This is a genomic window from Photobacterium pectinilyticum (assembly GCF_024357955.1).
Classification (GTDB): Bacteria; Pseudomonadota; Gammaproteobacteria; order Enterobacterales; family Vibrionaceae; genus Photobacterium; species Photobacterium pectinilyticum.
This window is the reverse complement of record NZ_JANEYT010000019.1, coordinates 1-23,973: the sequence shown is the minus strand read 5'-3', so window position 1 is coordinate 23,973 and position 23,973 is coordinate 1. Positions and strand designations below refer to the sequence as shown.

The 23,973-nt window shown below is 45.9% G+C and carries 19 protein-coding genes and 1 pseudogene; 15 read left to right on the top strand and 5 right to left on the bottom strand.

Going from position 1 to position 23,973, the window contains the following annotated elements; all coding sequences use genetic code 11:
• Nucleotides 1–16 precede the first annotated feature (16 nt).
• The 10 genes and pseudogenes from gltS to tusE all read left to right on the top strand — a co-directional run bounded on the left by gltS (nt 17) and on the right by tusE (nt 12,126).
• Nucleotides 17–1,240, top strand: coding sequence for a sodium/glutamate symporter (gltS, locus tag NHN17_RS10265; RefSeq protein WP_255042327.1), 1,224 nt, complete (start codon nt 17–19; stop codon nt 1,238–1,240).
• 166 nt (nt 1,241–1,406) lie between these two features.
• Nucleotides 1,407–1,643: an HP1242/YdcH family protein gene (locus NHN17_RS10260; RefSeq protein ID WP_255042326.1), complete on the top strand. Its 237-nt coding sequence runs from the start codon at nt 1,407–1,409 to the stop codon at nt 1,641–1,643.
• Between the two features lie 332 nt (nt 1,644–1,975).
• A complete protein-coding gene (locus NHN17_RS10255; protein WP_255042324.1) occupies nt 1,976–3,199 on the top strand; it encodes an L-lactate MFS transporter in 1,224 nt (407 codons plus the stop codon).
• A 457-nt stretch (nt 3,200–3,656) separates the two neighbouring features.
• A complete protein-coding gene (locus NHN17_RS10250) occupies nt 3,657–6,029 on the top strand; it encodes a cytochrome-c peroxidase (RefSeq protein ID WP_255042323.1) in 2,373 nt (790 codons plus the stop codon).
• A 598-nt stretch (nt 6,030–6,627) separates the two neighbouring features.
• Nucleotides 6,628–7,551: pseudogene (locus NHN17_RS10245) on the top strand (amino acid ABC transporter substrate-binding protein); the annotation flags it as partial.
• A 105-nt stretch (nt 7,552–7,656) separates the two neighbouring features.
• Entirely contained in the window at nt 7,657–8,823 is a 1,167-nt protein-coding gene (locus NHN17_RS10240) for an amino acid ABC transporter permease (protein WP_255042321.1), read from the top strand.
• Nucleotides 8,824–8,835: 12 nt separating this feature from the next.
• Nucleotides 8,836–9,933: an amino acid ABC transporter permease gene (locus tag NHN17_RS10235; RefSeq protein ID WP_255042319.1), complete on the top strand. Its 1,098-nt coding sequence runs from the start codon at nt 8,836–8,838 to the stop codon at nt 9,931–9,933.
• 86 nt (nt 9,934–10,019) lie between these two features.
• The gene (locus NHN17_RS10230) at nt 10,020–10,745 is read left to right on the top strand and encodes an amino acid ABC transporter ATP-binding protein (protein ID WP_255042391.1); all 726 of its coding nucleotides are present in this window, start codon (nt 10,020–10,022) and stop codon (nt 10,743–10,745) included.
• 268 nt (nt 10,746–11,013) lie between these two features.
• The gene (locus NHN17_RS10225) at nt 11,014–11,679 is read left to right on the top strand and encodes a Bax inhibitor-1/YccA family protein (RefSeq protein ID WP_255042318.1); all 666 of its coding nucleotides are present in this window, start codon (nt 11,014–11,016) and stop codon (nt 11,677–11,679) included.
• A 117-nt stretch (nt 11,680–11,796) separates the two neighbouring features.
• Nucleotides 11,797–12,126, top strand: coding sequence for a sulfurtransferase TusE (gene tusE, locus NHN17_RS10220; RefSeq protein ID WP_255042317.1), 330 nt, complete (start codon nt 11,797–11,799; stop codon nt 12,124–12,126).
• Between the two features lie 97 nt (nt 12,127–12,223).
• Here tusE and yccX read toward each other — a convergent pair whose 3' ends face one another.
• A complete protein-coding gene (yccX, locus tag NHN17_RS10215) occupies nt 12,224–12,496 on the bottom strand; it encodes an acylphosphatase (protein WP_255042315.1) in 273 nt (90 codons plus the stop codon).
• Nucleotides 12,497–12,875: 379 nt separating this feature from the next.
• Between yccX and NHN17_RS10210 the strand changes: the two genes are divergently transcribed.
• Entirely contained in the window at nt 12,876–14,066 is a 1,191-nt protein-coding gene (locus NHN17_RS10210) for a class I SAM-dependent methyltransferase (protein WP_255042313.1), read from the top strand.
• Between the two features lie 112 nt (nt 14,067–14,178).
• On the opposite strand, the gene NHN17_RS10205 is transcribed toward NHN17_RS10210, so the two are convergent.
• Complete coding sequence (locus tag NHN17_RS10205; protein ID WP_255042312.1) at nt 14,179–14,940, bottom strand: sulfite exporter TauE/SafE family protein; 762 nt, start codon at nt 14,938–14,940, stop codon at nt 14,179–14,181.
• A gap of 213 nt (nt 14,941–15,153) precedes the next feature.
• On the opposite strand from NHN17_RS10205, the gene NHN17_RS10200 reads away from it, so the two are divergent.
• The 4 genes from NHN17_RS10200 (at nt 15,154) to NHN17_RS10185 (ending at nt 20,615) form a co-directional block, all read left to right on the top strand.
• The gene (locus NHN17_RS10200) at nt 15,154–15,810 is read left to right on the top strand and encodes a YccT family protein (RefSeq protein ID WP_255042311.1); all 657 of its coding nucleotides are present in this window, start codon (nt 15,154–15,156) and stop codon (nt 15,808–15,810) included.
• A gap of 477 nt (nt 15,811–16,287) precedes the next feature.
• Complete coding sequence (locus NHN17_RS10195; protein WP_255042310.1) at nt 16,288–19,437, top strand: chitinase C-terminal domain-containing protein; 3,150 nt, start codon at nt 16,288–16,290, stop codon at nt 19,435–19,437.
• 19 nt (nt 19,438–19,456) lie between these two features.
• On the top strand, nt 19,457–19,810 hold the full coding sequence (locus tag NHN17_RS10190) for a hypothetical protein (protein ID WP_255042309.1): 354 nt from the start codon (nt 19,457–19,459) through the stop codon (nt 19,808–19,810).
• Nucleotides 19,811–19,967: 157 nt separating this feature from the next.
• Nucleotides 19,968–20,615 (top strand): murein L,D-transpeptidase catalytic domain family protein, encoded by a 648-nt coding sequence (locus tag NHN17_RS10185; protein ID WP_255042308.1) that lies wholly within the window; start codon nt 19,968–19,970, stop codon nt 20,613–20,615.
• A gap of 486 nt (nt 20,616–21,101) precedes the next feature.
• On the opposite strand, the gene ald is transcribed toward NHN17_RS10185, so the two are convergent.
• The 3 genes from ald to NHN17_RS10170 all read right to left on the bottom strand — a co-directional run bounded on the left by ald (nt 21,102) and on the right by NHN17_RS10170 (nt 23,694).
• A complete protein-coding gene (ald, locus tag NHN17_RS10180) occupies nt 21,102–22,217 on the bottom strand; it encodes an alanine dehydrogenase (protein ID WP_255042307.1) in 1,116 nt (371 codons plus the stop codon).
• Nucleotides 22,218–22,694: 477 nt separating this feature from the next.
• Nucleotides 22,695–22,961, bottom strand: coding sequence for a hypothetical protein (locus NHN17_RS10175; RefSeq protein ID WP_255042306.1), 267 nt, complete (start codon nt 22,959–22,961; stop codon nt 22,695–22,697).
• Nucleotides 22,962–23,046: 85 nt separating this feature from the next.
• On the bottom strand, nt 23,047–23,694 hold the full coding sequence (locus NHN17_RS10170; protein ID WP_255042305.1) for an HAD family hydrolase: 648 nt from the start codon (nt 23,692–23,694) through the stop codon (nt 23,047–23,049).
• Between the last annotated feature and the right edge of the window lie 279 nt (nt 23,695–23,973).

Sequence of the window (23,973 nt, the reverse complement as noted above, 5' to 3'; positions counted from 1 at the left end):
ATGAAAAGACATAATCATGAATTCAGTTATACAAGTAAGCGAACTTGAGTCGTTTCTCATTGCGATTATTGTGCTTTTTCTTGGCTACTTCATTAATAGCAAAGTGAAGGCATTCCGGAAGTACAATATTCCAGAGCCTATTGTTGGCGGGTTGATTGTTGCCATACTAATTGCAATTTTACATGCTCAAGGTATCGACATTACCTTCAAGCTAAGCCTGAAAGACACATTAATGCAGATGTTCTTTGCTACGGTTGGCTTGGCGGCAAGCTTTAAGCTGTTGGCCAAAGGTGGCTCGCGGGTTTTCTTATTCCTTGCAATCGCAACGCTGTACATCATTATCCAAAATGCGGTCGGTGTTAGCCTAAGCACCATGCTTGGTCTCGATCCCCTGATTGGACTAATGGTGGGCTCTATAACCCTATCGGGCGGACACGGTACAGGCGCGGCTTGGTCACAGACCTTTGCAGATATCTATGGCCTGCATACCCTCGAGCTCTCTATGGCCGCCGCCACATTTGGTTTGGTCATGGGTGGTATCATCGGTGGGCCGATTGCACAGCGTCTAATCTCCAAGTTCTCGCTAAAGTCTGAATTTGGTGCCGGTGAAAAACACCATATCGAGCATCCTGACTTAGTAACATACAGTGATAACGAAGAAGATCGCATTACCGGCAAGAACACTATTGAAGTACTTTTTATCTTGCTAATTTGTGTTGCCGGCGCTGCGCACGTCAAAGAGCTAGTCGACAGCTTTGGCATCAACTGGCTACGTATCCCTGACTTTGTATACGCCCTTTTTATTGGTGTTTTCATTACCAACGTTTGTGAGACCACCAAAGTCTACAAGATCAATAATGAAACCGTCGATGCACTGGGTACAATTTCGCTGTCACTGTTCTTAGCGATGGCGCTAATGAGTCTTCAGTTGTGGGAGTTGCTCGGCCTTGCCTTACCTATGATTGTGATTTTATCGGTACAAACAATCACGCTGGCAGCGTTTGCTTACTTTGTCACTTTCCGTTTGATGGGTAAAACCTATGATGCCGCGGTTATTGCGGGTGGTCACTGTGGTTTTGGCATGGGGGCAACACCGACTGCGGTAATGAACATGGGTGCGCTTGTTTCACGAAATGGTCCATCACCACAAGCATTCATGGTCGTACCAATTGTCGGGGCTTTCTTTATCGACATTGCCAACCTGATCGTACTGCAGACCTATATCAGTTTCATTCAGTAAACTCCCTTCTTGCCGGGCCTAACAGGCCCGGCTTTGCCGTTCGGCATCTCCAAGCTATTATTAATTTATCGGCCTCTCTTTTTACCGCAAGCTTCTGTGGTATGAACGTTGAATCTGTACCTATCGTCAAATTCGGTAGGATCGTAAAGAGCGTGGGAGTATTACTATGTTAGGTGAAAATCATGCACTATTTATCGAGTACCCTGAGCATCAAGAAAGAATTCAGGAATTAAAACAATCCGACAACGGCTTCAAGCAAATGGCTGACCGTTACCACCAACTAGATCATAAAATTAGAGGCCTTGAAGGCAACAACATTCCCACCGACGATCGCCACTTCACACAGCTGAAATTAGAACGTGTCCAACTGAAAGATAAAATCTACAGCATTCTGTCACACTGATCCTGCATGGTTCGCATTGTTTATGATGTTCACTTCACTGCTTTGCAAGCGGTGAAGTGAACATAAATTCACACTTTCCCGTCAATATGAAATGCCTCGCAAAAATGTACATAAGCTATTGAATAAAAGACAAAAGCAATATTAACGGCATGTAAACAGATAAAATCACCACAGAAACATTTGTAACTAGATATTTCTAGTGGTTTCCTATTCAAAAAATATTGTTAGAATCCGCGCACCTTTAGTGACAATCAACTTTTGTTAATAAAGACAAAAAAATTTTGAGCACAGTATGCAAGCCATACTGTTTCCCTTGTAGTGACGAGAAAACAATGACTAAATTCGATAAAGCAAAGCAGATCCTGCTGGCAGGCTTCTGTATCAACCTATGTATGGGCATCCTGTATGCTTGGAGTGTATTCAAGCAAGCGCTCGTTCTAGATATGGGCTGGTCGGATGCAGATGCTTCTATGCCATACTCAGTTGCTGTAATTACTTTTGCTCTATCTCTTTTGGTAGCTGGTGTACTTCAAGACCGCATGGGCCCGCGTAAGATCCTTATCTTGGGTACGGTTCTTGTCGGTTCAGGCATGATCATTTCTAGCTTTGCCACCACCCCGCTATTGCTTCTTATCACTTTCGGTCTAATGACTGGTGCCGGTATCGGCTTCGGCTATGCATGCCTTGCTCCTTCTGCAATGAAGTGGTTCCACCCTTCTAAGAAAGGCTTGGTGAACGGTTTAATCGCCGCTGGCTTTGGTCTAGCTGCGGTATATCTTGCACCGTTAACATCTCTGCTAATTGACTCTTTTGGCATCAGCAACAGCTTCCTGATCCTAGGCGTGGCGATCCTGCTTATTGCCGTTCCACTGGCAAGCACTATCACCAACCCGCCTGAAGGCTACAAACCACAGGTTCCTGCAAACTACAAAGCGAAAGCAGGTAAGCCGGTAGACATCCAGTGGCGTGCAATGCTGAAAACGCCACAGTTCTACTCACTGTGGGTAATGTTCGCTCTTGCGTCATCTGCAGGCTTAATGGTTATCGGTAATATCACTCTGATTGCTTCACAGCAGGCACACATTACTGAAGCCGCTTTCCTGGTTGTTGTTCTGTCTATCTTCAACTCAGGTGGCCGTGTTGTTGCCGGTATGCTGGCTGACAAAATTGGTGGCCTACGTACACTGACTATCGCCTTCATTATGCAGGGTATCAACATGGCACTGTTTGCTAGCTTTGACTCTAGCTTCACGCTAATGATTGGTGCAGCGCTTGCTGGTGTTGGTTACGGTACATTACTTGCGGTATTCCCAACGCTAACCGCTGAGTTCTACGGCCTGAAAAACTATGGCGCAAACTTCGGTGTGCTATACACCGCATGGGGTGTTAGTGGCTTCATCGGTTCTGCCATCACAGCTATCGCTATGGGCGCTTCTGGCAACTACACCCTTGCATACTCGATCTGTGCGGTAATGCTGGCATTTAACGTATTGCTTTCTGTTATCACCAAGCCTGTTGATGCAGAAGCACTCGAGAAGAAATTGGCAAAAGCCTAAGAATCTCTAAAGACGATCATAAAAAAGCACAGCCTCGCTGTGCTTTTTATTTTTTCTTCTCATTCAAGATTTCACATTCCCTCTTTCAAGATTAATTCCACACCTTTGCATAAAATATTAATTGTGCAAACTTAACACCTCAGTTCTATTTTTAAGCCATAAAGCTATAACATCATGTATTGGCTATATTTCATCCCCTGATTTACTCTTTACAGTAACTCATATATCGCTTGTACTTCCTTGTTATCTCATTTGTTTATATTTAAGAACTGTATCATTTTTATGCGCTATTCCAATTTACGGTTTTTCACCTCCTCAAAAGTATTAGTGCGATTTTTTTGACCTTAATTGTTTTCACAAAAGTGATAATTAAGACATCAAATTTCATCCATCTTTATTGCACGAGAACTTCTCGTACATAAAAGCAACATTTCGCAATGGACGTTAGGGGTGAGTGATGAACAACAAAACGTTATATAAACGTCATCGACTAACAGCCTTAGTAACTGCATCATTATTAGGGTTGGCATCTGGTATCGCCAGTGTACATGCCGAAGAAGAAGTCGAAGCACCTGATTTTTCAGGTATCGGCTCTTTAAAAGGTATTGATCCGGCGCCTGTACCAGGGCTAGATGAATACGTAAAAGATGAAAAAGCCGCGATAAAACTCGGTAAAGCCTTGTTCTGGGACATGCAAGCAGGTAGCCAGGGGCAGGCCTGTGCAAGCTGTCACTACAGTGCCGGTGCTGATAATCGAACCAAAAACCAAATCAGCCCGGGACTAAATAATGTCGACCCGGCCAAGCGTGAAATTTTCGATCCGACACAAACCGGGGTTGGTGGACCAAACTACACCTTGGTGCCTGAAGATTTCCCATTCCGAGTCTATGCCAATCCTGACGATCGTGACTCTGAGGTCTTGTTTGATACCGATGATGTCGTATCATCTCAAGGTGTTTTTGCCGCAGTATTCGATGAACTCTATGGTGGTAGCTACGGAGAACCTAAGTTCTCTGATCGCAGAGAAAGCTGTGAAACAGTCAAAGATATCTTCCATGTCGGCGGTGTGACTACTCGTCGTGTGGAACCGCGTAATACACCAACCGTTATCAATGCCATTTTCAACTTCCGAAACTTCTGGGACGGTCGCGCCAACAACAGCTTTAACGGGGTTGACCCATTTGGACGTCGCAACGTTGACGCTAAGGTTGTTCATTACGACCCATACACAGATTCTGTTAGCTTGAAAAAAGTGGATCTGATCAACTCCAGTGCAGCATCTCAGGCCGTTGGGCCTCCGGGTAGTGCTTTTGAAATGACCTGTGCCAACAAGGCATTCAGGGATATGGGTAAAAAGCTCCTTCACTTGAAAGCCCTGGGCTTACAGCAGGTTGACAGGACGGATAGTGAGCTGGGTTATATGTCCAGTTACCCCAATAAAGGGCTTCATGTGAGCTACCGTGAAATGGTTGAAGACGCCTTCAACATTGAGTACTGGGGTTCAGACGAGGACTTTGACGGCTACAGCCAGATGGAAGAGAACTTCAGCTTATTCTGGGGCCTAGCTATCCAGCTCTACGAGAAAACCCTGATCTCTGATGATTCACGCTTCGACCGTTATATGGACGGTGACGACTATGCTCTTACCGATCTTGAAAAACATGGTATGGAAGTATTTGTCGACAAAGGTAGCTGTGTTAACTGTCACAGTGGTCCGGAATTCTCCAAAGCCATGACCCACCTGATTGCTGAAGAGCAAGAAGAAGGTTTGGTAGAGCGAATGCATATGGGCGACGGGAATACATCACTTTATGACAATGGCTTCTACAACATAGGTGTAACACCAACAAAAGAAGACATTGGTCTAGGTGGTAGAGACCCGTGGGATAACCCTCTTTCACACACTGAGCAGTACATCGACAAGTTACTTGGTAACAATGCACCAGATAACTTCGAGGTTGACCCTTGTACCTTTGAGGCTTTGGTGTTTGAAGAAGATCCATGTAATTCAAACCGTCAAACTAGAAAGATCACACGCCGTGTTGAAAATGGCAAAGAGCGTACCGCCGTACATGGTGCATTTAAGACCCCAACCCTTCGTAACGTAGAGTTAACTGGTCCTTTCATGCATAACGGTAGTATGGCAACGCTTGAGCAAGTGGTTGAGTTCTATAACCGTGGTGGTAACCGTACCAGTGAAGGGAATGGTGATTCATCTGGCTTTGATGGCATCTCTTCAAACCTCGACCCAGATATTCGAAGCCTCGATTTGACGGATTACGAGAAAAAAGCGCTGGTTGCCTTCATGAAGTCACTAACGGATGAACGTGTACGTCAAGAGAAAGCACCATTCGACCACCCTCAGCTGTTCATTCCAAATGGCGCGGTTGGCGATGAGTTCGCAGTTGTACAGAAGTTCAACGACATTACCGCAGAGGAAGACTGGCTAGAAATCCCAATGGTTGGTGCTTATGGCCGTCCAGCTAAAGGCCTAGAACCTATCAAGCCTTTCCTCAATGGTGTTAACTCTGGTGGCGATGCGCCGAACTACCTAGAAGCAAAAGATGACGTCGTGTCTGCGAAATATGGCCGCACAACCGTTATCAAGCTACTGGATAACGACGTTGCCGGTGACTATGGCATCGACCCAAGCAGTATTGTGATTCACAATGCACCTAGCCGTACTGAATGCCGTTACTACATTCACAGCGATGGTAGCATTTCTATCACACCGCTTCGCGACTACAACATGAATATGACTTACACCGTCAAAGACAGTGAAGGCCATGAGTCAAATGTAGCAACCGTGGAGATCAATGTTTACCGCTAAGTAGCTCATTAACATAGATATAACATCAAGCCCCGCCCTGTGCGGGGCTTTCATTCTTTAGCCACTTCGAGCGTACTCCCCCATATATCCTGCCCATTGAAATGTTAATGACTTATTAACTAGAACTATTTCAAACTGTTTCTATACTGAATAGTGACACAAAAACAGACAGTTATTTTTTATGGCTGAAAGAAAGTGCTTATTAGATTGCTAAATCATGGGGCACCCTTTTAAAGATAACTGCTAGTAATGGCGATAAGAAGCGTCAATGTCTCATGATAAGAAATAACAGGACGTAATTATGAAGCGAACCTTTACCTCTACCTTGGCAGTATCTACTCTGGCTCTCATTCTTAATGGCTGTGATAGCAGTGGTAGCAGCCAAGACAAAGAAATGATCCAATCGCTACAAGACAAAGTCGAAACACTTGAGCAGCAGCTGGCTCAAGCTTCAGGTGGTGCCGTGACTGCCGTTGAGTCAGGAACTGAAGAACTCAAAGCGAAAATTGCTGAACTTGAAAATCAACTTGCGGGCAAGTCTGATGGTAGTGCACCAGCAACTTCAGCGAGTTCTGACACACTCGCCCAAATTCAAAAGCAGGGCTATATCCAATGTGGTGTGACGACGGGTTTACCTGGCTTCTCAAACCCGAATGAAAAAGGCGAATGGGAGGGTATTGATGTTGAGTTTTGTCAAGCCGTTGCCGCCGCAACGCTCGGTGATAAAACCAAGGTGAAATATATTCCACTGACCGCCAAAGAGCGTTTCACAGCCCTTCAGTCTGGTGAGATAGACCTGCTATCCCGCAATACAACTTGGACACTTCATCGTGATACCGCACTGGGGATAAACTTTGCTGGTGTTAACTATTACGACGGCCAAGGATTCATGATCAAAAAAGAGCTCAAGGTAGAGAGCGCTAGAGAGCTCGACGGTGCTGCGGTCTGTGTTCAGTCTGGTACTACCACAGAGCTTAATCTGGCCGATTACTTTCGCTATCGTGAAATGAAGTACACCCCTGTAGTCTTCGATACAGCCGCTCAAACAGTCAAAGGTTTTGAAGCTGGCCGCTGTGATGTGCTCACCACCGATCAATCAGGACTTTACGCCCTGCGCTTGAATCTACAAGATCCATCATCGGCAGTCGTGTTGCCAGAGATTATCTCAAAAGAACCTTTAGGCCCAGCAGTCCGTCAGGGCGATGATCAGTGGTTTAATATTGTGAAGTGGACACTCAATGCCATGATCCATGCTGAAGAGTTAGGTGTGTCCTCCCACAATATTGACGATATGAATAAATCAAATGATCCTAATATCCGCCGCCTTATGGGTCTCGATGGTCCGAAAGGCAAAGGACTTGGGCTCAATGATGATTGGGCATATCAGGTTATCAAGCAAGTCGGCAACTACGGTGAAAGCTTTGAACGTACTGTCGGCATGAGTTCCCCGCTTGAAATTAAACGCGGACTTAACGCGCTATGGACTGACGGTGGTATGCAATATGCTCCACCCATTCGCTAACCGCTCTGATTCAAATAACAGTTATTAGCGGTCAAAGGTGGAGAGATCCCTTCTCCACCTTTCAAAACCTTCCGACACAGGATCACCGACACAGGATGTGACGTTTTGGCAGCGAACAAATCTAACCTAATATATAACCCTACTTTTCGTGCAGTGTTGTTTCAAGCACTTGCCGCTGCAGCGTTGTTCTTTTTTATTTACTCCATAATCAACAATGCATTGGTCAATTTGGAGCAACGTGGGATTGCAACGGGGTTTGGCTTCCTCACAGAACAAGCGGGATTCGGTATAGGATTGAGTCTGATTGATTACGATGAAACCTATAGTTATGGCCGTACCTTCTTTGTCGGCTTGCTCAATACCGCTCTGGTCTCTGTATTAGGTATTTTTCTTGCCACTATTATTGGGTTCCTTATCGGTATCGCTCGGCTTTCTTCCAATTGGTTGGTTAGCCGTTTTGCGGCAGTTTATATCGAGACGTTTCGCAATATTCCCCTGTTACTGCAAATCTTCTTTTGGTATTTCGCTGTATTACAAGCGCTCCCCTCTCCCCGTAACAGCATTAGCCTCGGCGAAAGTGTCTACCTCAATGTTCGAGGTTTGTATTTTTCCAAACCCGTTTTTGAGCAAAATGCCTACTGGATAGGTCTTGCTCTTCTCACAGCGATAGTACTGAGTATTGGCTACACAATTTATGCAAAGCGAAAACAGCAAGCGACAGGCAAGCAATCACCGATCCTTTGGGTGTCAATTAGCCTGCTTGTTATCCTCCCGACAATCGGTTACTTCGCCAGTGGACAACCCATTCATATGGAGGCCCCTGAACTGAAAGGCTTTAACTTCAGAGGGGGGATCAGCATCATTCCCGAGCTAGCCGCTTTATTGCTTGCCTTGAGTGTCTACACTGCATCTTTCATCGCTGAAATAGTTCGTGCCGGTATTAATGCTGTCAGTCACGGACAGACAGAAGCCGCCTTATCGCTTGGCCTCCCACAAGGCAAAAACCTGCGCTTGGTGGTCATTCCACAAGCTTTACGCATTATTATTCCTCCGTTGACCAGCCAATACCTCAACTTGACCAAAAACTCCTCCTTGGCAATGGCTATCGGTTATCCGGATCTCGTGTCAGTTTTTGCTGGTACCACACTCAACCAAACCGGACAGGCTATCGAAATCATTGCCATGACCATGGCCGTTTACCTTGCTCTGAGCCTACTGACTTCATTGATAATGAATATCTATAACCGCAAAGTTGCGCTGGTCGAGCACTAGGAGGACGAGGCAATGCATCAACACCAATTTCGCCCAGACTTACCTCCACCGGCCAACACTGTTGGTATCATCGGCTGGTTACACAAAAACCTGTTTTCCAATGCCATTAACACATGCCTAACGCTTGTTCTGGGCTATTTCGCTATCGTGGCACTTTGGAACATCGTTGATTGGGCCTTTCTCAATGCTGATTGGGTCGGCACAACTCGAGACGACTGCCAACGAAACGGAGCTTGCTGGGTGTTTATTTCGGTTCGGTTCGAACAGTTTATGTTTGGTTTTTACCCGCAAGAAGAACTTTGGCGGCCCCAGCTTTTTTACTTCACCCTGGCGATATTGATTACGCTAATGGCCTATGAAAAGACACCAGGTCGCACATGGATATGGTTGTTCTTCGTCAATATCTACCCTTTCATTATTGCCGGTTTACTCTATGGTGGGATTTTCGGATTACCGGTCGTTGAAACCCACCTTTGGGGCGGCTTGCTGATCACGTTAATCATTGCCATTGTCGGCATTGTCGTGTCGTTACCAATTGGTATCGCACTGGCATTGGGGAGACGCTCGAATATGCCGGTGATCCGTAGCCTCTGCACCGTGTATATCGAAGTATGGCGCGGCGTACCGCTTATCACCGTTCTATTTATGGCTTCCGTAATGCTTCCGCTATTCCTCAGCGCCGAAACAGAGACCAACAAACTGTTCCGGGCGCTGATTGGGGTTGTTTTGTTCAGTGCTGCCTACATGGCAGAAGTCGTTCGCGGCGGCCTGCAAGCCATTTCATCAGGGCAATATGAAGCGGCAGATGCACTCGGTCTAAACTATTGGAAGAAAATGTACCTGATAGTATTACCTCAAGCACTCAAGATCAGTATTCCTGCCATTGTTAACACTTTTATCGGACTGTTTAAAGACACCAGCTTGGTGCTGATTATCGGCATGTTTGATGTGCTTGGCATCGGTCAGGCGGCCAATACAGACCCTAGATGGCTGGGTTTTGCCACGGAAAGCTACGTCTTTGTTGCACTCGTATTCTGGGTGTTTTGCTTTGGTATGTCGAGATACAGCATATATTTGGAAAACAAACTTCATACCGGTCATAAACGGTAAGTCATCAAGAAGGATTTAGTATGACAGACAGCACGGTAAGCAAGGGCTATGTTAACCAGAGCCCCCCCAATAATAGCTCTACAGCAATGATCATCATGGAGGCGGTCAACAAATGGTATGGCGAATTCCATGTTTTGAAAGACATCAACCTCACGGTTAAGCAAGGTGAAAAGATCGTGATATGCGGCCCTTCTGGTTCCGGGAAATCCACCTTGATCCGCTGCATTAATCGCCTTGAAGAGCACCAAAAAGGGACTATCATCGTTGCCGGCAACGAACTCACCAATGACCTGAAAAATATCGAATTGGTTCGTCGAGAAGTCGGCATGTGCTTTCAGCATTTCAACCTTTTCCCCCATCTCACGGTGCTCGAAAACTGCACCTTGGCCCCCATATGGGTAAAGAAAATGCCGCAGAAAGACGCTGAAAAAATCGCCATGCAATACCTGGAGCGGGTGAAAATACCAGAGCAAGCCAACAAATACCCTGGACAGCTATCTGGTGGCCAGCAGCAACGCGTAGCCATTGCTCGCTCGCTATGCATGACACCGCAAGTAATGCTGTTTGATGAACCGACATCAGCCCTAGACCCGGAAATGGTCCGGGAAGTACTTGATGTCATGGTTGAACTTGCTAACGAAGGGATGACAATGATTTGCGTGACTCACGAGATGGGGTTTGCGCGCCAGGTTGCCGACCGGGTTATCTTCATGGATATGGGGGAAATTATTGAAGAAAACACCCCACAAGCATTTTTCGACAACCCACAATCAGACAGGACCCAACTATTCTTGAACCAAATTTTGCACTAATCCGTATAAAGGTTGATACTTTTTCTTCCTGATTACATGATAAAACAAACACTTAATGAGGCGCAGCAAGCACGTGCCGTAACATTCATTTACAACTTTGACCACAAAGATAAGGAATTGTTAAGTATCATTCAGGTCATATCGTTACAATAATGATTATTGCTTGGGGACAGCCACATTAATTTGACAAACGGCTTGCAATAGCGATGAAATGCCCCAATATACATTTACATTAGCAATCACATATCTAACCCTAAGGGGACTATTTATGAACGATCGTATGGTCAATCGTGGCACAGCTTACGAAAGCGTACTTTCTACGAACAAGGTTCTACGTAACACTTATTTTCTTCTGTCTCTAACGCTTGTATGGTCAGCTGTCGTTGCAGGTTTTGCGATGGCGATGAATATGCCTCACCCTGGCTTAATCATCACATTGGTTGGCTTCTACGGCCTGATGTTCCTGACAGAAAAAAACCGTAACAGCAGCTTGGGTGTTGTATTTACCTTCGCACTAACAGGCTTTATGGGTTACACATTGGGGCCAATCCTCAATATGTATATTGGTGCCGGCATGGGCCACGCAATTGTCCCTGCTCTAGGCGGTACGGCTCTGACCTTCATGGCGTGTTCAGCATATGCACTGACCACTAAGCGTGATCTGTCCTTCCTAGGCGGCATGCTACTGGCAGGCTTTGTTGCTATCCTCGTGATGGTTGTTGCAAACATCTTCCTACAGATGCCAATGCTATCACTGGCCATCAGCGGTATGTTTGTTCTGTTCTCGTCAGCAGCTATCCTACTGACAACTCAGAGCATTGTTCGTGGCGGTGAAACAAACTACATCTCTGCGACTGTTACGTTGTATGTTTCTATCTACAACCTATTCCTGAGCCTACTTCAAATCTTAGGCATCATGGGTAGCAACGACTAATCTCTGATTCAGTCACAGATAATGAAAAAGCGCCAAATGGCGCTTTTTTTGTTGCTGTAACCTTGCAGCCAAACCTGAATATCACTATGCTTTGCCCGTTCTATATGCGAGGCAAACATGCTTGAATTTGAAGGTAAACAAATAGACACCGATGCCCACGGTTATCTGAAAAACACCGACGACTGGAGCGAGGCTCTGGTTCCTCTCTTGGCTGAAGAAGAAGGAATCACCCTGAGTGAAGCCCATTGGGAAGTCGTCCGTTTTGTTCGTGAGTTCTATCAAGAGTTCAATACCTCACCGGCGATTAGAATGTTGGTGAAAGCGATGGCTAAAAAGTACGGCGAAGAAAAAGGCAGTTCACGCTACTTGTACAAACTGTTCCCGAAAGGGCCAGCAAAACAAGCAACGAAGCTGGCCGGCCTACCAAAGCCTGTAAAGTGTATCTAAGCTCTTACGGTGATAGCTAATATGGGCGAGCGGTATCCTCTCGCCTATCACCACTTACCTTGCACATCGCAGTGATATATCCCGGGCTCGCGCCCCGTTACATAATTTCAAAGCCATCATAATGTCGCCAGTCGATTTGCTCCCAGCTAAGAGAGTCTACACGTGACGTCCTCGGCCCGATTTTAAGCCAGCTAAGTAGTTGCTTAACTTGCTCCTCTGAGCCACAAGCCATGACCTCAACACTGCCGTCCGGTAAATTCTTGGCATAGCCTGTCAAACCGCACTTCAGCCCTTCATGTGCGGTATGAAACCTGAATCCAACCCCTTGAACCATGCCAGTAACTAACGCCTTTACACAAATTTGTGTCATATATCACCTCAAGCTTCCTGCTTTCCACTCGAAAACAATATGTTATCGCCCGCAAACAAAACAATAAGCGCAACAACAATATTAGTTGAGAGTACCAACAAAAACGTATTGAAATCACGACACAACAATCAGGAACCACTCCCCCATCTCTCTTAGCAATATACCCAAGTAACTTCAAGGTGCTTAGTTCAGCAAGAATTACTTGGATGATAGGCAAGCTGAAGCGCTGGGATCACGACGACGAGGACTGAAAGTCCTAGTTCCTGCCCATTGGGCCGTGCACTGCGGGCAAGGCCTAATGATAGGCTATATAAATTTGATTTTATGTGGTTTCGACAACATAATACGCCCCCACTCCTTACTCCATACTGGGCAAGTCATGACAGCTTCAATTTATCTGGTTAAAGGCCGTGAAAAATCACTTCGCCGCCGCCACCCTTGGGTTTTTTCGCGTGGCATTCAACGCGTAGAAGGTAAACCATCGCTTGGCGAAACCGTTGATATCTTCGACCACAATGGTGAGTGGTTAGCACGCGGCGCATTTTCTCCGCAATCTCAGATCCGTGTTCGAGTATGGACTTTTGTTCGAAACGAACAAATCGATGTGGATTTCTTCGTCAACCGCCTAAAATCCGCACAAGGTCTGCGTGACATTCTTGCAGCCCGTGACGGCCTGACAGGTTACCGTCTTATCGCCGCTGAATCTGATGGCCTGCCTGGCATCACTATTGACCGTTACCAAGATTACCTTGTGTGTCAGTTGTTGAGTGCAGGTGCCGAAGCACAGAAAGACGCCTTGGTTGAAGCGCTTAATATCTGCTACCCAGAATGTAGTGTGTACGAACGTTCAGACGTGTCAGTGCGTAAGAAGGAAGGTCTTAAGCAGCGTACTGGTGTACTGTCTGGTGAAGAGCCACCTAAATTTGTCACCATTGAAGAAAACGGCGTTAAGATCAATGTCGATATTGTTGGTGGCCACAAAACAGGTTTCTACCTTGACCAACGTGACAGCCGCGAAGCCGCCGTTAAGTATGTCAACGGCAAGCGTGTTCTTAACTGCTTCTGTTACACCGGTGGATTTGGCCTGTATGCGCTGAAAGGCGGTGCTAGCAATGTGGTGAATGTGGATGTCTCCCAGCCGGCACTAGACACTGCTCGTATGAACGCTGAAGCTAACGGCTACCCGCTTGATAATGCTGAGTTCCTCAATGCTGATGTGTTCAAGTTGCTACGTGAATACCGCGAACGCGGTGAGAAATTCGATGTTGTGATCATGGATCCACCAAAGTTTGCCGAGTCGAAGTCTCAGCTCGTCGGTGCATGCCGTGGCTACAAAGACATCAACATGCTTGCGATGCAGATCCTAAAGCCGGGTGGTACCCTGCTGACGTATTCTTGCTCGGGTCTGATGGACAACAACCTGTTCCAGAAAATCATTGCTGACGCCGCTCTTGATGCCAAGCGTGAGGTACAGTTTATTGAGCGCTTCGGTCAAGCTGCCGATCACCCACTAGACAGTGCTTACCCAGAAGGTTTCTACCTGAAAGGTTTTGCCTGCTACGTGAAGTAACAACGTTCTAATACCAGTCTGGATAAGTAGTTGAACAAATATTTATGTAGGTTGGTATAACCGTCTAGAAATAAAAAACGTTAAAGAAGCCAGCCTGATGCTGGCTTCTTTTTTAGCCAGTCAGCATTGCCGCAGCTGAGCCGCAAAGGGTCATCAAGAACAAGAACCACTTCAGTGTTTCCGGCCTAGCCGAAATAGCCATTTTCACAGCAACATGCGATCCCACCATTGTCCCACCCGCCAAAATCAATCCCGGTCCCCACAACACCAAATCTTCAATAATAAACAGCACCAAAGCCACAGATGTAAAAGCTAAGGCACACAACATTTTCAAAGCATTGGCTCGCACAAGGTCATAGCGAAGCGTCCCGGCTAGGGCCGCTAATAAGACAAAACCAACACCCGCTTGCACAAAACCACCATAAAAGCCTGCCAAACCAAGCCCCCACCATGAGCTGGGGGTATTTCTTACTTTTTTGGGCTCACTACCCGCCGGAGGGGCAACAATCGAAGGGCGGAGTAGAATCACCAGCGCCATAGTTAGCATGGTGCCTAGCAGTAGCGGCTTGATCCACGTTGAAGGCGCATATGCCGCTCCTACCGCGCCCAGTAAGCCACCAATAATGGTTGGCAATAAGATAGGGCCTGTATCTGATGTATCCAGCTTGCCGTGTCGCCGAAAGCCAAGCAAGGCCGTAAGGCCTTGCACCGCAACCCCTACCCGGTTAGTCGCATTGGCCACTTCAGCTGGCATCCCCATGACCATTAATGCTGGTAAGGTAAGGTTGGAGCCACCACCTGCTAATGTATTGATGATCCCAGCCAAGAATCCGGTTCCAATCAACAGGCAAGCCTGCAATAACGACATATCCATTGTATAGTTCTATCCATAGCAGTAACGTATTTTTGTATACAAGCAATATACCCAATACATCGAACAAAATGTTATATTTACCGATTAATTTATTGAGTATTATCAGGGCATCAAAGTCAATGTTCAGTCCCTATTCAGCTTCCTAGCGACAAACTGCTAGGATAATACCGATAAATACAATCTTATTCGGACATTGTTTTTCAAGGAACCGCTATGAAATTTCGTACCGCGTTAATGGCTATTGCAGCATGCGGCATCAGCTTCTCTTCACTTGCTGACGTTAAGCTTGACCTCCCGTACCAAGCTGATCTTGTTCTGGTTAATGGCGTAGAGCAAGATGGTAACGACACGTTAACGCTACCAAATGGTGTCAACCAGTTTGCCTTTACCTACGTTGACTCACTCCGTAATAATGGCGATGACTACCTGTATAAGTCTGACGTTATCGTGGTTAAATTTGATGCCAGTGATGAAGCCTTAAAGCTTGATCTACCGAAATTGCGCACCGCACAAGACGCACGCAAGTTCAATAAGTCGCCTCAGCTCTCATTGGTTGCGGCCAATGGAGAAAAAGTCAGCTTTGAGCAGGACAAACTCACTAAATCAGGCCTACAGCTTGGCCGTGACTTCGAAAAAGAAATTGCTGTTTATAACCAGTCAGGCAAAGTCGCTGCGGTAGCAACAACAGCGACTGCAGCTGCGGTAGTACCTGTCACACTCCCTGCCGCAACACCATCATCAACATCACCAAAACCGCCTGTCGATCAGCAGCAAACACGCAATGTGGCCGAAAACATGCTGGACTACTGGTATGCACAGGCTGACGAAGCGACACGAGCGCGTTTCAAGGCGAAAATCAATCAAGAATAAGAGCCTAGCGATGTAAAAAGAGCCTACGGGCTCTTTTTTCATTCCCCCCTGATCGACAGACCCTCATGCCGTCCTATTTCCTCTTCACATCAGCCAATCTTTATACCAATCTGGATAAGTAGTTGATCAAGTATTTGCACTGGAAAAATCGTTGTTATCAAGGCAGATATTGCAGTAACTAGTGGCTCTAATTTCAAAATATCTAACGCAGAGAACTGCGATTTTAACCTGCAAGACTGATCAAATATTGATGTAGGTTGGTCTTAACGTGCCTGGTATAAAAATTTAGTTATCGGTGCAAAATAACACTATTTAAATTACATAAGAAAAGCATATTTTTGCGAGTCAGTATGTGATTTATAACAAAATCACCTGCCAACCTTGGTATTCCTCTTATACTTTTTTCACGGCGCAACACAAGACCAAGATGCCGTAATCAAATTCAACTAACGCGTTTCAATATTAAGGAAATATTCAATGGAACACCTGAAACAAGGACAGGCGATAACTCGGGCACTTAAGCTCAGTACCCTCGCCGTTTCATGCATGGCGGCGATGAATACCCATGCAGCAATGGAATGTGAAACCGTCGAAACATGGAATAGCGCCGTGGCTTATACGGGGGGCGCTCAGGTTCAAGAAACAAATAAAGTGTATAAAGCTAATTGGTGGACAAAGGGGAATGCACCTTCTGCCCACTCAGGTCCAAACCAAGAATGGTCATTTGTCGATGACTGCTCAACTGGCGCAACAAACCAGCTTCCCACCGTCACAATCACCTCTCCTAGCGCTAACACAGCATTCACTGCTGGAGACACTGTAACTATCGCGGCTGATGCGACAGACAAGGATGGGACAGTCGCAAGCGTTGACTTCTATGTGGGCTCATCAAAACTGGGGTCAGCGCTCCAGCCTCCTTATCAAATTAACTGGACAGCCGTCACTGGTAACCAACAACTCAAGGCAGTAGTAACCGATGACAAAGGCGGATCATCCGAAACATCCGTCGCCGTTGTTGTACAGGAAACGGCTAATAGCCAACCAACTGTCAATCTTTCTCTGTCTGTATCCAGTATCGAGTTTGGCGGTTCAGTTACCCTTAACTCTACAGCTGATGACAGCGATGGCACTATTGAGAAGGTCGACTTTTTTGCCAACGGCTCATTAGTCGGCACCGTTGCCACTTCCCCCTACACGCTGGACTACACGCCCACTCAATCTGGCACTATCACCCTTTTAGCCCGTGCCACTGATAATCTTGGCGCAACGTCGGATTCTAGCTTGGTATCTCTAGCCGTTAATGGAGGGGTAACAACACAGAGTTGCCGACCAGACGGCCTGTATAAAACTGAAGGGGTCACGGTCCCGTATTGTACAATTTATGATGATCAAGGCCGTGAAATAATGGGGGCCGATCACCCACGTCGTGTCATCGGCTACTTCACAAGCTGGCGCAGTGGCGATGATCCGCAAGCAGCCTACCTAGTCAATGATATTCCATGGGATCAACTTACCCATATCAACTACGCCTTTGTCAGCATTGGCAGCGATGGCAAAGTGAACGTCGGTAATATTGCCGACCCTACCAACCCAGCGACAGGTAAAGAATGGCCGGGCGTCGATATTGACCCAGCCTTAGGCTTCAAAGGACACTTTGGTGCGCTTGCTACCTACAAGAAGAAGCATGACGTTAAGACCCTGATCTCTATCGGTGGCTGGGCTGAAACCGGTGGGCATTTCGGCGCTGACGACAATCGTGTTGCAGACGGTGGTTTCTATACGATGACCACCAATGCTGATGGTTCTATCAATCATGCAGGTATCGAGAAATTTGCCACATCGGCAGTGGAAATGATGCGCCAATACCAGTTCGACGGTCTGGACATCGACTACGAATACCCGACCTCTATGGCTGGTGCCGGTAACCCTGATGACACCACCTTTATGGAACCTCGCCGTGCGTATTTATGGGCTTCTTATCAAGAGCTAATGAAAGTATTGCGCCAGAAGCTGGATAACGCATCTGCGCAGGACGGCATTCACTACATGCTGACTATTGCTGCACCTTCGTCTGGTTACTTGCTACGCGGCATGGAAGACTTTGATGTCACCAAGTACCTCGATTACATCAACATTATGTCGTACGACCTGCATGGTGCGTGGAACGATCACGTAGGTCACAATGCAGCATTGTTTGACACGGGTAAAGACTCTGAGTTGGCACAGTGGAACGTATATGGCACTGCCGCTTATGGTGGTATTGGCTACCTAAACACAGATTGGGCATACCACTATTTCCGTGGTTCTATGCCAGCAGGCCGTATCAACATCGGGGTTCCATACTATACCCGAGGCTGGCAAGGTGTAACCGGTGGTGAAAATGGGCTATGGGGGCGCGCGGCACTGCCTAACCAGTCACAGTGTGCACCAGGCACTGGGGAAGGTGAAAAGAATAACTGTGGCTACGGCGCCGAGGGTATTGATAACCTATGGCATGACAAAAATGCTGCCGGTGATGAAATGGGAGCGGGCTCAAACCCTATGTGGCATGCAATGAACCTTGCCCAAGGTATCTTCGGTAGCTATAGCACAGCTTACAACCTAGCCCCTGCCAACAACCCGGCCCATCAGTTAACGGGGAACTATACCCGTCACTATGACAACGTTGCCGTCGCCCCATGGCTATGGAATGCAGACAAGAAAGTCTTCTTATCAACAGAAGATAAAGCATCCATCAATGTTAAAGCAGACTATGTAATCGACAAGGAAATCGGCGGTATCATGTTCTGGGAGCTTGCTGGGGACTATAACTGCTACGTTTTCGATGCCAACGGCAATCGCACTTCTATCGATACCACAGAGAATGCATGTAAAACTGGTAATGGTGAATACCACATGGGTAATACCATGACTAAAGCCATCTATGAGAAGTTCAAGTCTGCAACGCCATATGGCAACAAAGTTGCCACTGGGGCTATCCCAACTGAGGCACTTGATATTGCAGTCAATGTATCAGGCTTTAAGGTCGGCGATCAGAACTACCCGATCAACCCTACTGTGACCTTTACCAATAACACAGGTCAGGATATCCCTGGTGGAACTGAATTCCAGTTCGATATCCCAACATCTGCACCTGACAATGCCAAGGATCAATCTGGTGGTGGCTTGGCTGTGATTGCATCAGGCCATAGCCGTGCCGATAATATCGGTGGCCTCGACGGCGTGATGCACCGAGTCGCCTTCACCCTGCCGGCTTGGAAGAGCCTTCCTGCAGGCGGTACCTATGAGCTTGATATGGTGTACTACCTACCAATCTCTGGCCCAGCCAACTATAGCGTTAACGTTAACGGCAAGGACTACGCATTCAAGTCTGAGCAGCCTGATTTACCTCTGGGCACTATCGGCAGCGGTAATGACGGGGGCAATAACGGGGGTGGCGACGAAACCTGTAGCACAACTGGTATCAACACTTACCCTAACTGGCCACAGACTGATTGGGGGGGTAACCCCAGCCATGCAAACCAAGGTGATAAGATCATCCACAACGGTGTGGTATACCAAGCCAACTGGTGGAGTGGTTCATTACCGGGGAGCGACGGCAGCTGGTCAACTGTGTGTACAATTTAACCATTAAGCGATAAATATCATGCGCAGGGCCTTCTCTGCGCATTTTTCATCCAAAAACCCTCAAAAACAGGCAGATCGTCATTTCAAAAAAGCATATAACTTATACAAAACTGATATTTCTAACGCAACATTTCTTCTTGAAGTGCTTGCTTGGAGAAAGAGAGGAGTAAAAAATTGCGATAAAGCGCTCAATTTTCAATCAAACAGTCAAAAAACAAACATTTCTTTATTTTCAAAATATGACACAGCATTTAGCTATAACAAACAACACATTATCATATTGACAATTGTAACAGTTATATATTTGGATGATTTTTTTACCTTTAAGACAATATTTCATATAAAAATGACAATCGCTTTTAATTACTTGTAATTAATTATTTTTTAAGCAAGCACAAACAATAAAACAGGATTTTTTTGCTTTAATCACTCTCATCACCTCCATTTCCCATAGCATCAAATGTCATTTTTTTTGTGTTAGAGTCAGCCTCAACCAACCACAACGACAAAATGAACATTTTACAGGGACAATGAAAAAGCTAACCGTACTATTTGTGATGGCACTAATCATTCTGCCATTACAGGCGACTGCCAGTGTTATAAAAAGTCAGCCTCATACTAATAATCAACACGCTGACATTTTAGTTAAAGATGTATATAAAAAAGCAAAATTAAATGGAGTGATTAATTATCAAGTATTTAAGGAAGCCTACGAGGCTTATTACAATACTAAAGGCCGTAAAAAGTCCGTCCTGACTATCATTGATTACAGCCTTCCTTCTACGAAGGAACGCTTCTTTGTTGTTGACCTAAAGAGCAATAAATTGCTATACCGCACTTTCGTCTCGCATGGCGTTAACAGCGGTGGTAAAAATGCAACTAAGTTCTCTAACACCGTGAACTCTCGCCAAACGTCTCTGGGGACCTTCCTGACAGATACCACCTATTATGGCGGTAATGGCTATTCACTGCGTCTTGATGGGTTGACTCCGGGTATCAATGACAAGGCAAGAAAGCGATACATCGTTATCCACGGAGCAGATTACGCAACCAAGTCTTTCATTAATCGCCATGGGTATTTAGGCCGCAGTTGGGGATGTCCGGCATTGCCGACTAATCTTTCAAGAGAAATTATCGACATCATCAAGGGTGGCAGTGTTATCTACGCCCACGCTTAATTCCCTCCCCCTGTATTATTGTCTAATAAACAGCAGCTTATTCAAGCTGCTGTTTTTATATCTGGCTATTGGCTATATAGCGTGGTGTTAATTTTATCTACACCCATGCTTAATTAAACTGACACTCATATATATCATTATGTATTTATTGCTTATTCAAGCAACCTTTCTCATAAAGTTAAGCTTCAAGTATCGTTTATCAACGATGACAAATAATAGTGACATCATTGTGTAAAAACGATTACTCACAGTAAGTATGTCTTTGTTTTAATATCACTGTTAATCCTTATCCCTTACCTCCAATGTTCAGCCGTGTCTACTTTACGGGGGGCCTATCGCCTATCGCCTATCGCCTATCGCCTATCGCCTATCGCCTATCGCCTATCGCCTATCGCCTATCGCCTATCGCCTATCGCAGATTTTAAACAAAAAAATCCCTGCCGAGGCAGGGATTTAGAATCAGTGATTGAATCTAAGCGATGTTAATCAAGCAAGTGCTTTCTCTGGCGTAATGTATGCAAGATCTAATGCTTCAGAAACTTCTTCGCAAGTAACCTGCCCACGGTATACATTCAAACCGTTTAGCAGATGCTTGTCTTCCTGCAGCGCAGCCTTGTAGCCTTTATCTGCCAGTTTTAGTATGTATGGCAGAGTGACATTGTTCAGAGCGAATGTCGACGTACGAGCAACAGCGCCAGGCATGTTCGCAACACAGTAATGAACAACATCGTCAACAATGTAAGTAGGATCGCTGTGAGTGGTTGCATGAGATGTTTCAACACAGCCACCTTGGTCAATAGCAACGTCGACGATTGCAGCGCCTGGCTTCATCTTCTTGATCATTTCAGCTGTAACCAATTTCGGAGCGGCAGCACCGGCAACCAGAACACCACCAATAACAAGATCAGCTTCCAGTACGTGTTTTTCAATCGCATCTTTGGTCGAGTACACACACTGTACCGCGCCGCCAAACTGAGCATCAAGCTGACGTAATACATCGATGTTACGGTCTAGTACCACCACATCTGCACGCATACCTACCGCCATTTGAGCAGCATTGGCACCAACAACACCACCACCGATGATAACAACTTTCGCCGGCTCTACACCCGGTACACCAGCTAGCAACATGCCGCGGCCGCCTCTTGATTTCTCAAGCGCTTGTGCACCCGCTTGAATTGACATGCGACCTGCCACTTCTGACATTGGAGCCAATAATGGCAGGCGTCCTTTATCGTCTGTCACCGTTTCGTAAGCAATACATACAGCCTTGCTGTTGATAAGGTCATGCGTTTGTTCTGGGTCTGGCGCAAGGTGAAGGTAAGTAAATAGGATTTGGCCTTCACGAAGCATGGCACGTTCTACGGCTTGTGGCTCCTTAACCTTTACAATCATTTCTGACTCTGCAAAAACCGCTTCGGCTGTCGGCAGAATCTGGGCACCTGCTTCAATGTAGTCCTGATCGCTAAAGCCGATACCAGAACCCGCATTGGTCTCAACGTATACTTTATGTCCATGAGCAACAGCTTCGCTTACTGAAGCTGGGACCATACCCACACGGTATTCGTGAACTTTGATTTCCTTAGGTACACCAATAATCATCTTTTGTTTCCTTGCTGCCTCATTAAAAGATACAAACACAATAAAGTAAAAACCTTGGAATGTGCGACCAATTTTTAACTTATAACCAACAAATCAAACTGGAATTATATTCTGATACAGCACAAGAAACTGTTTTTGAACTCCGTCACACAAGAAAAAACCAACAATAACAAACAAACCAGACCAGTTACCTATCCTTACCACAATAGGCAGTCATTTAAACCAATATGAAAGCCGTTTTGCAGTCATAAACACTACCAGAGGCAATGAAATCCCTCGGTTTCATTGTTGTTTTCAAGTGTTTTTTTCAAGAAAAGTGACATTAAATCGGTTAACTGCAACAGTTTTAACTATTTCAAGCATCAACAACAATTCGCTATGAATCTCAGCCCCCTTGCGCATAAAAAAACAAAAACAAAACAAACAAATAACAAAAAAAGCCGCTCTAAGCGGCTTTTTTGTGAACTACACCAAAAGTTAGTCTTCAAACTCCCAAGGCATATCAGGCAACGCGTCCAAATTTTCACTATAACGTTTCAAATCGAAGCTACCGCCATTTTTTACCACATCAAACACTTCAATAGATAATGCACAGGCTATCATCTGAATCGCCTCTTCTCTTGGCGTACCCGTCATCACCAAGCGCATCAAGGTTTCTTTCACCTTTATTGGGTTACCATCTTCTAGTTGGTTCTCAACCGTTTCGACTAGCATATCGCCAGTCATGATATCTTCATCTTGCATAGCAATGCCTTTCTCTGGGCCGTTAACTTGGCCTATTTACTGAATCTTAGATACTTCGCCTATGTCATAGGCATAGTTACAGCTTTTATGCGACAAGCCATTTAGCTTGTTGCGCTTGTGCTTCTATCAAATTGTCATAGCGATAGGGGGTCATGTTTACACCCACCGGGTGTAAATCGTTGACGACCACCAGCCTTAACCCTGCAGAATACGCCGATTGCGCACCGGTATGGCTATCTTCAATCGCCACAGTCTGATGTTCCGATACACCAAGGGTATGACAAGCCAATTGATAGATTTCAGGGGCTGGTTTGTTCTGTGTGACGTCATCACCGCAAAATATATGCTCGAAGTAATGTAACCAGCCTAGATGGGACAAGATACCCTCAACATACTTTCTTGGCGACCCCGTAACTACTGCCAATGGCCGTGAGCCATGGAGCGACTTGACCAAGTCAAATGCCCCCTCTTTAGCAGGGATCCCTCTTTCTATAATAGCCTGATAGGTTAACTGCTCCATTTCAGAAACTATGGTCGAAGTAGTATGCGGTATGGTAGCGATTGAAGTGAAATGTTTAGCGACGATCTCCCAAGGAACGCCAGCAAAATCAGCCAAAAAGTCATGGGCTGAGATGTTGATATTCAAGCCCGATAAATAATGGCTCCAGTTCTGCGCATGGAAAATCTCAGAATCAACCAGCGTACCATCAAAATCAAAACAAACTGCCTGCATGGGCTTACTCCGCTAACAACAAGACGCCATCTTACTCAGTTAGGCTCACCAAATCCAAGTCGAGATTGAAAATTAGGCGCTTTTTCATATAGACGTCAGATTAACCTACACTCACATAATGCTCAGCTTGGCTAAGTTACCGTCTTTTTAACCTAGGTACGAAAAAAGGGGATGCATGAAAGTCTACATGTGGCACCTCTGGGGTAACCGTTCACCAGACCCCCATTGAAAAATCATTTGTGATCCATCGCACTTGATCCGCTTTTCCTTCTTGAGTGA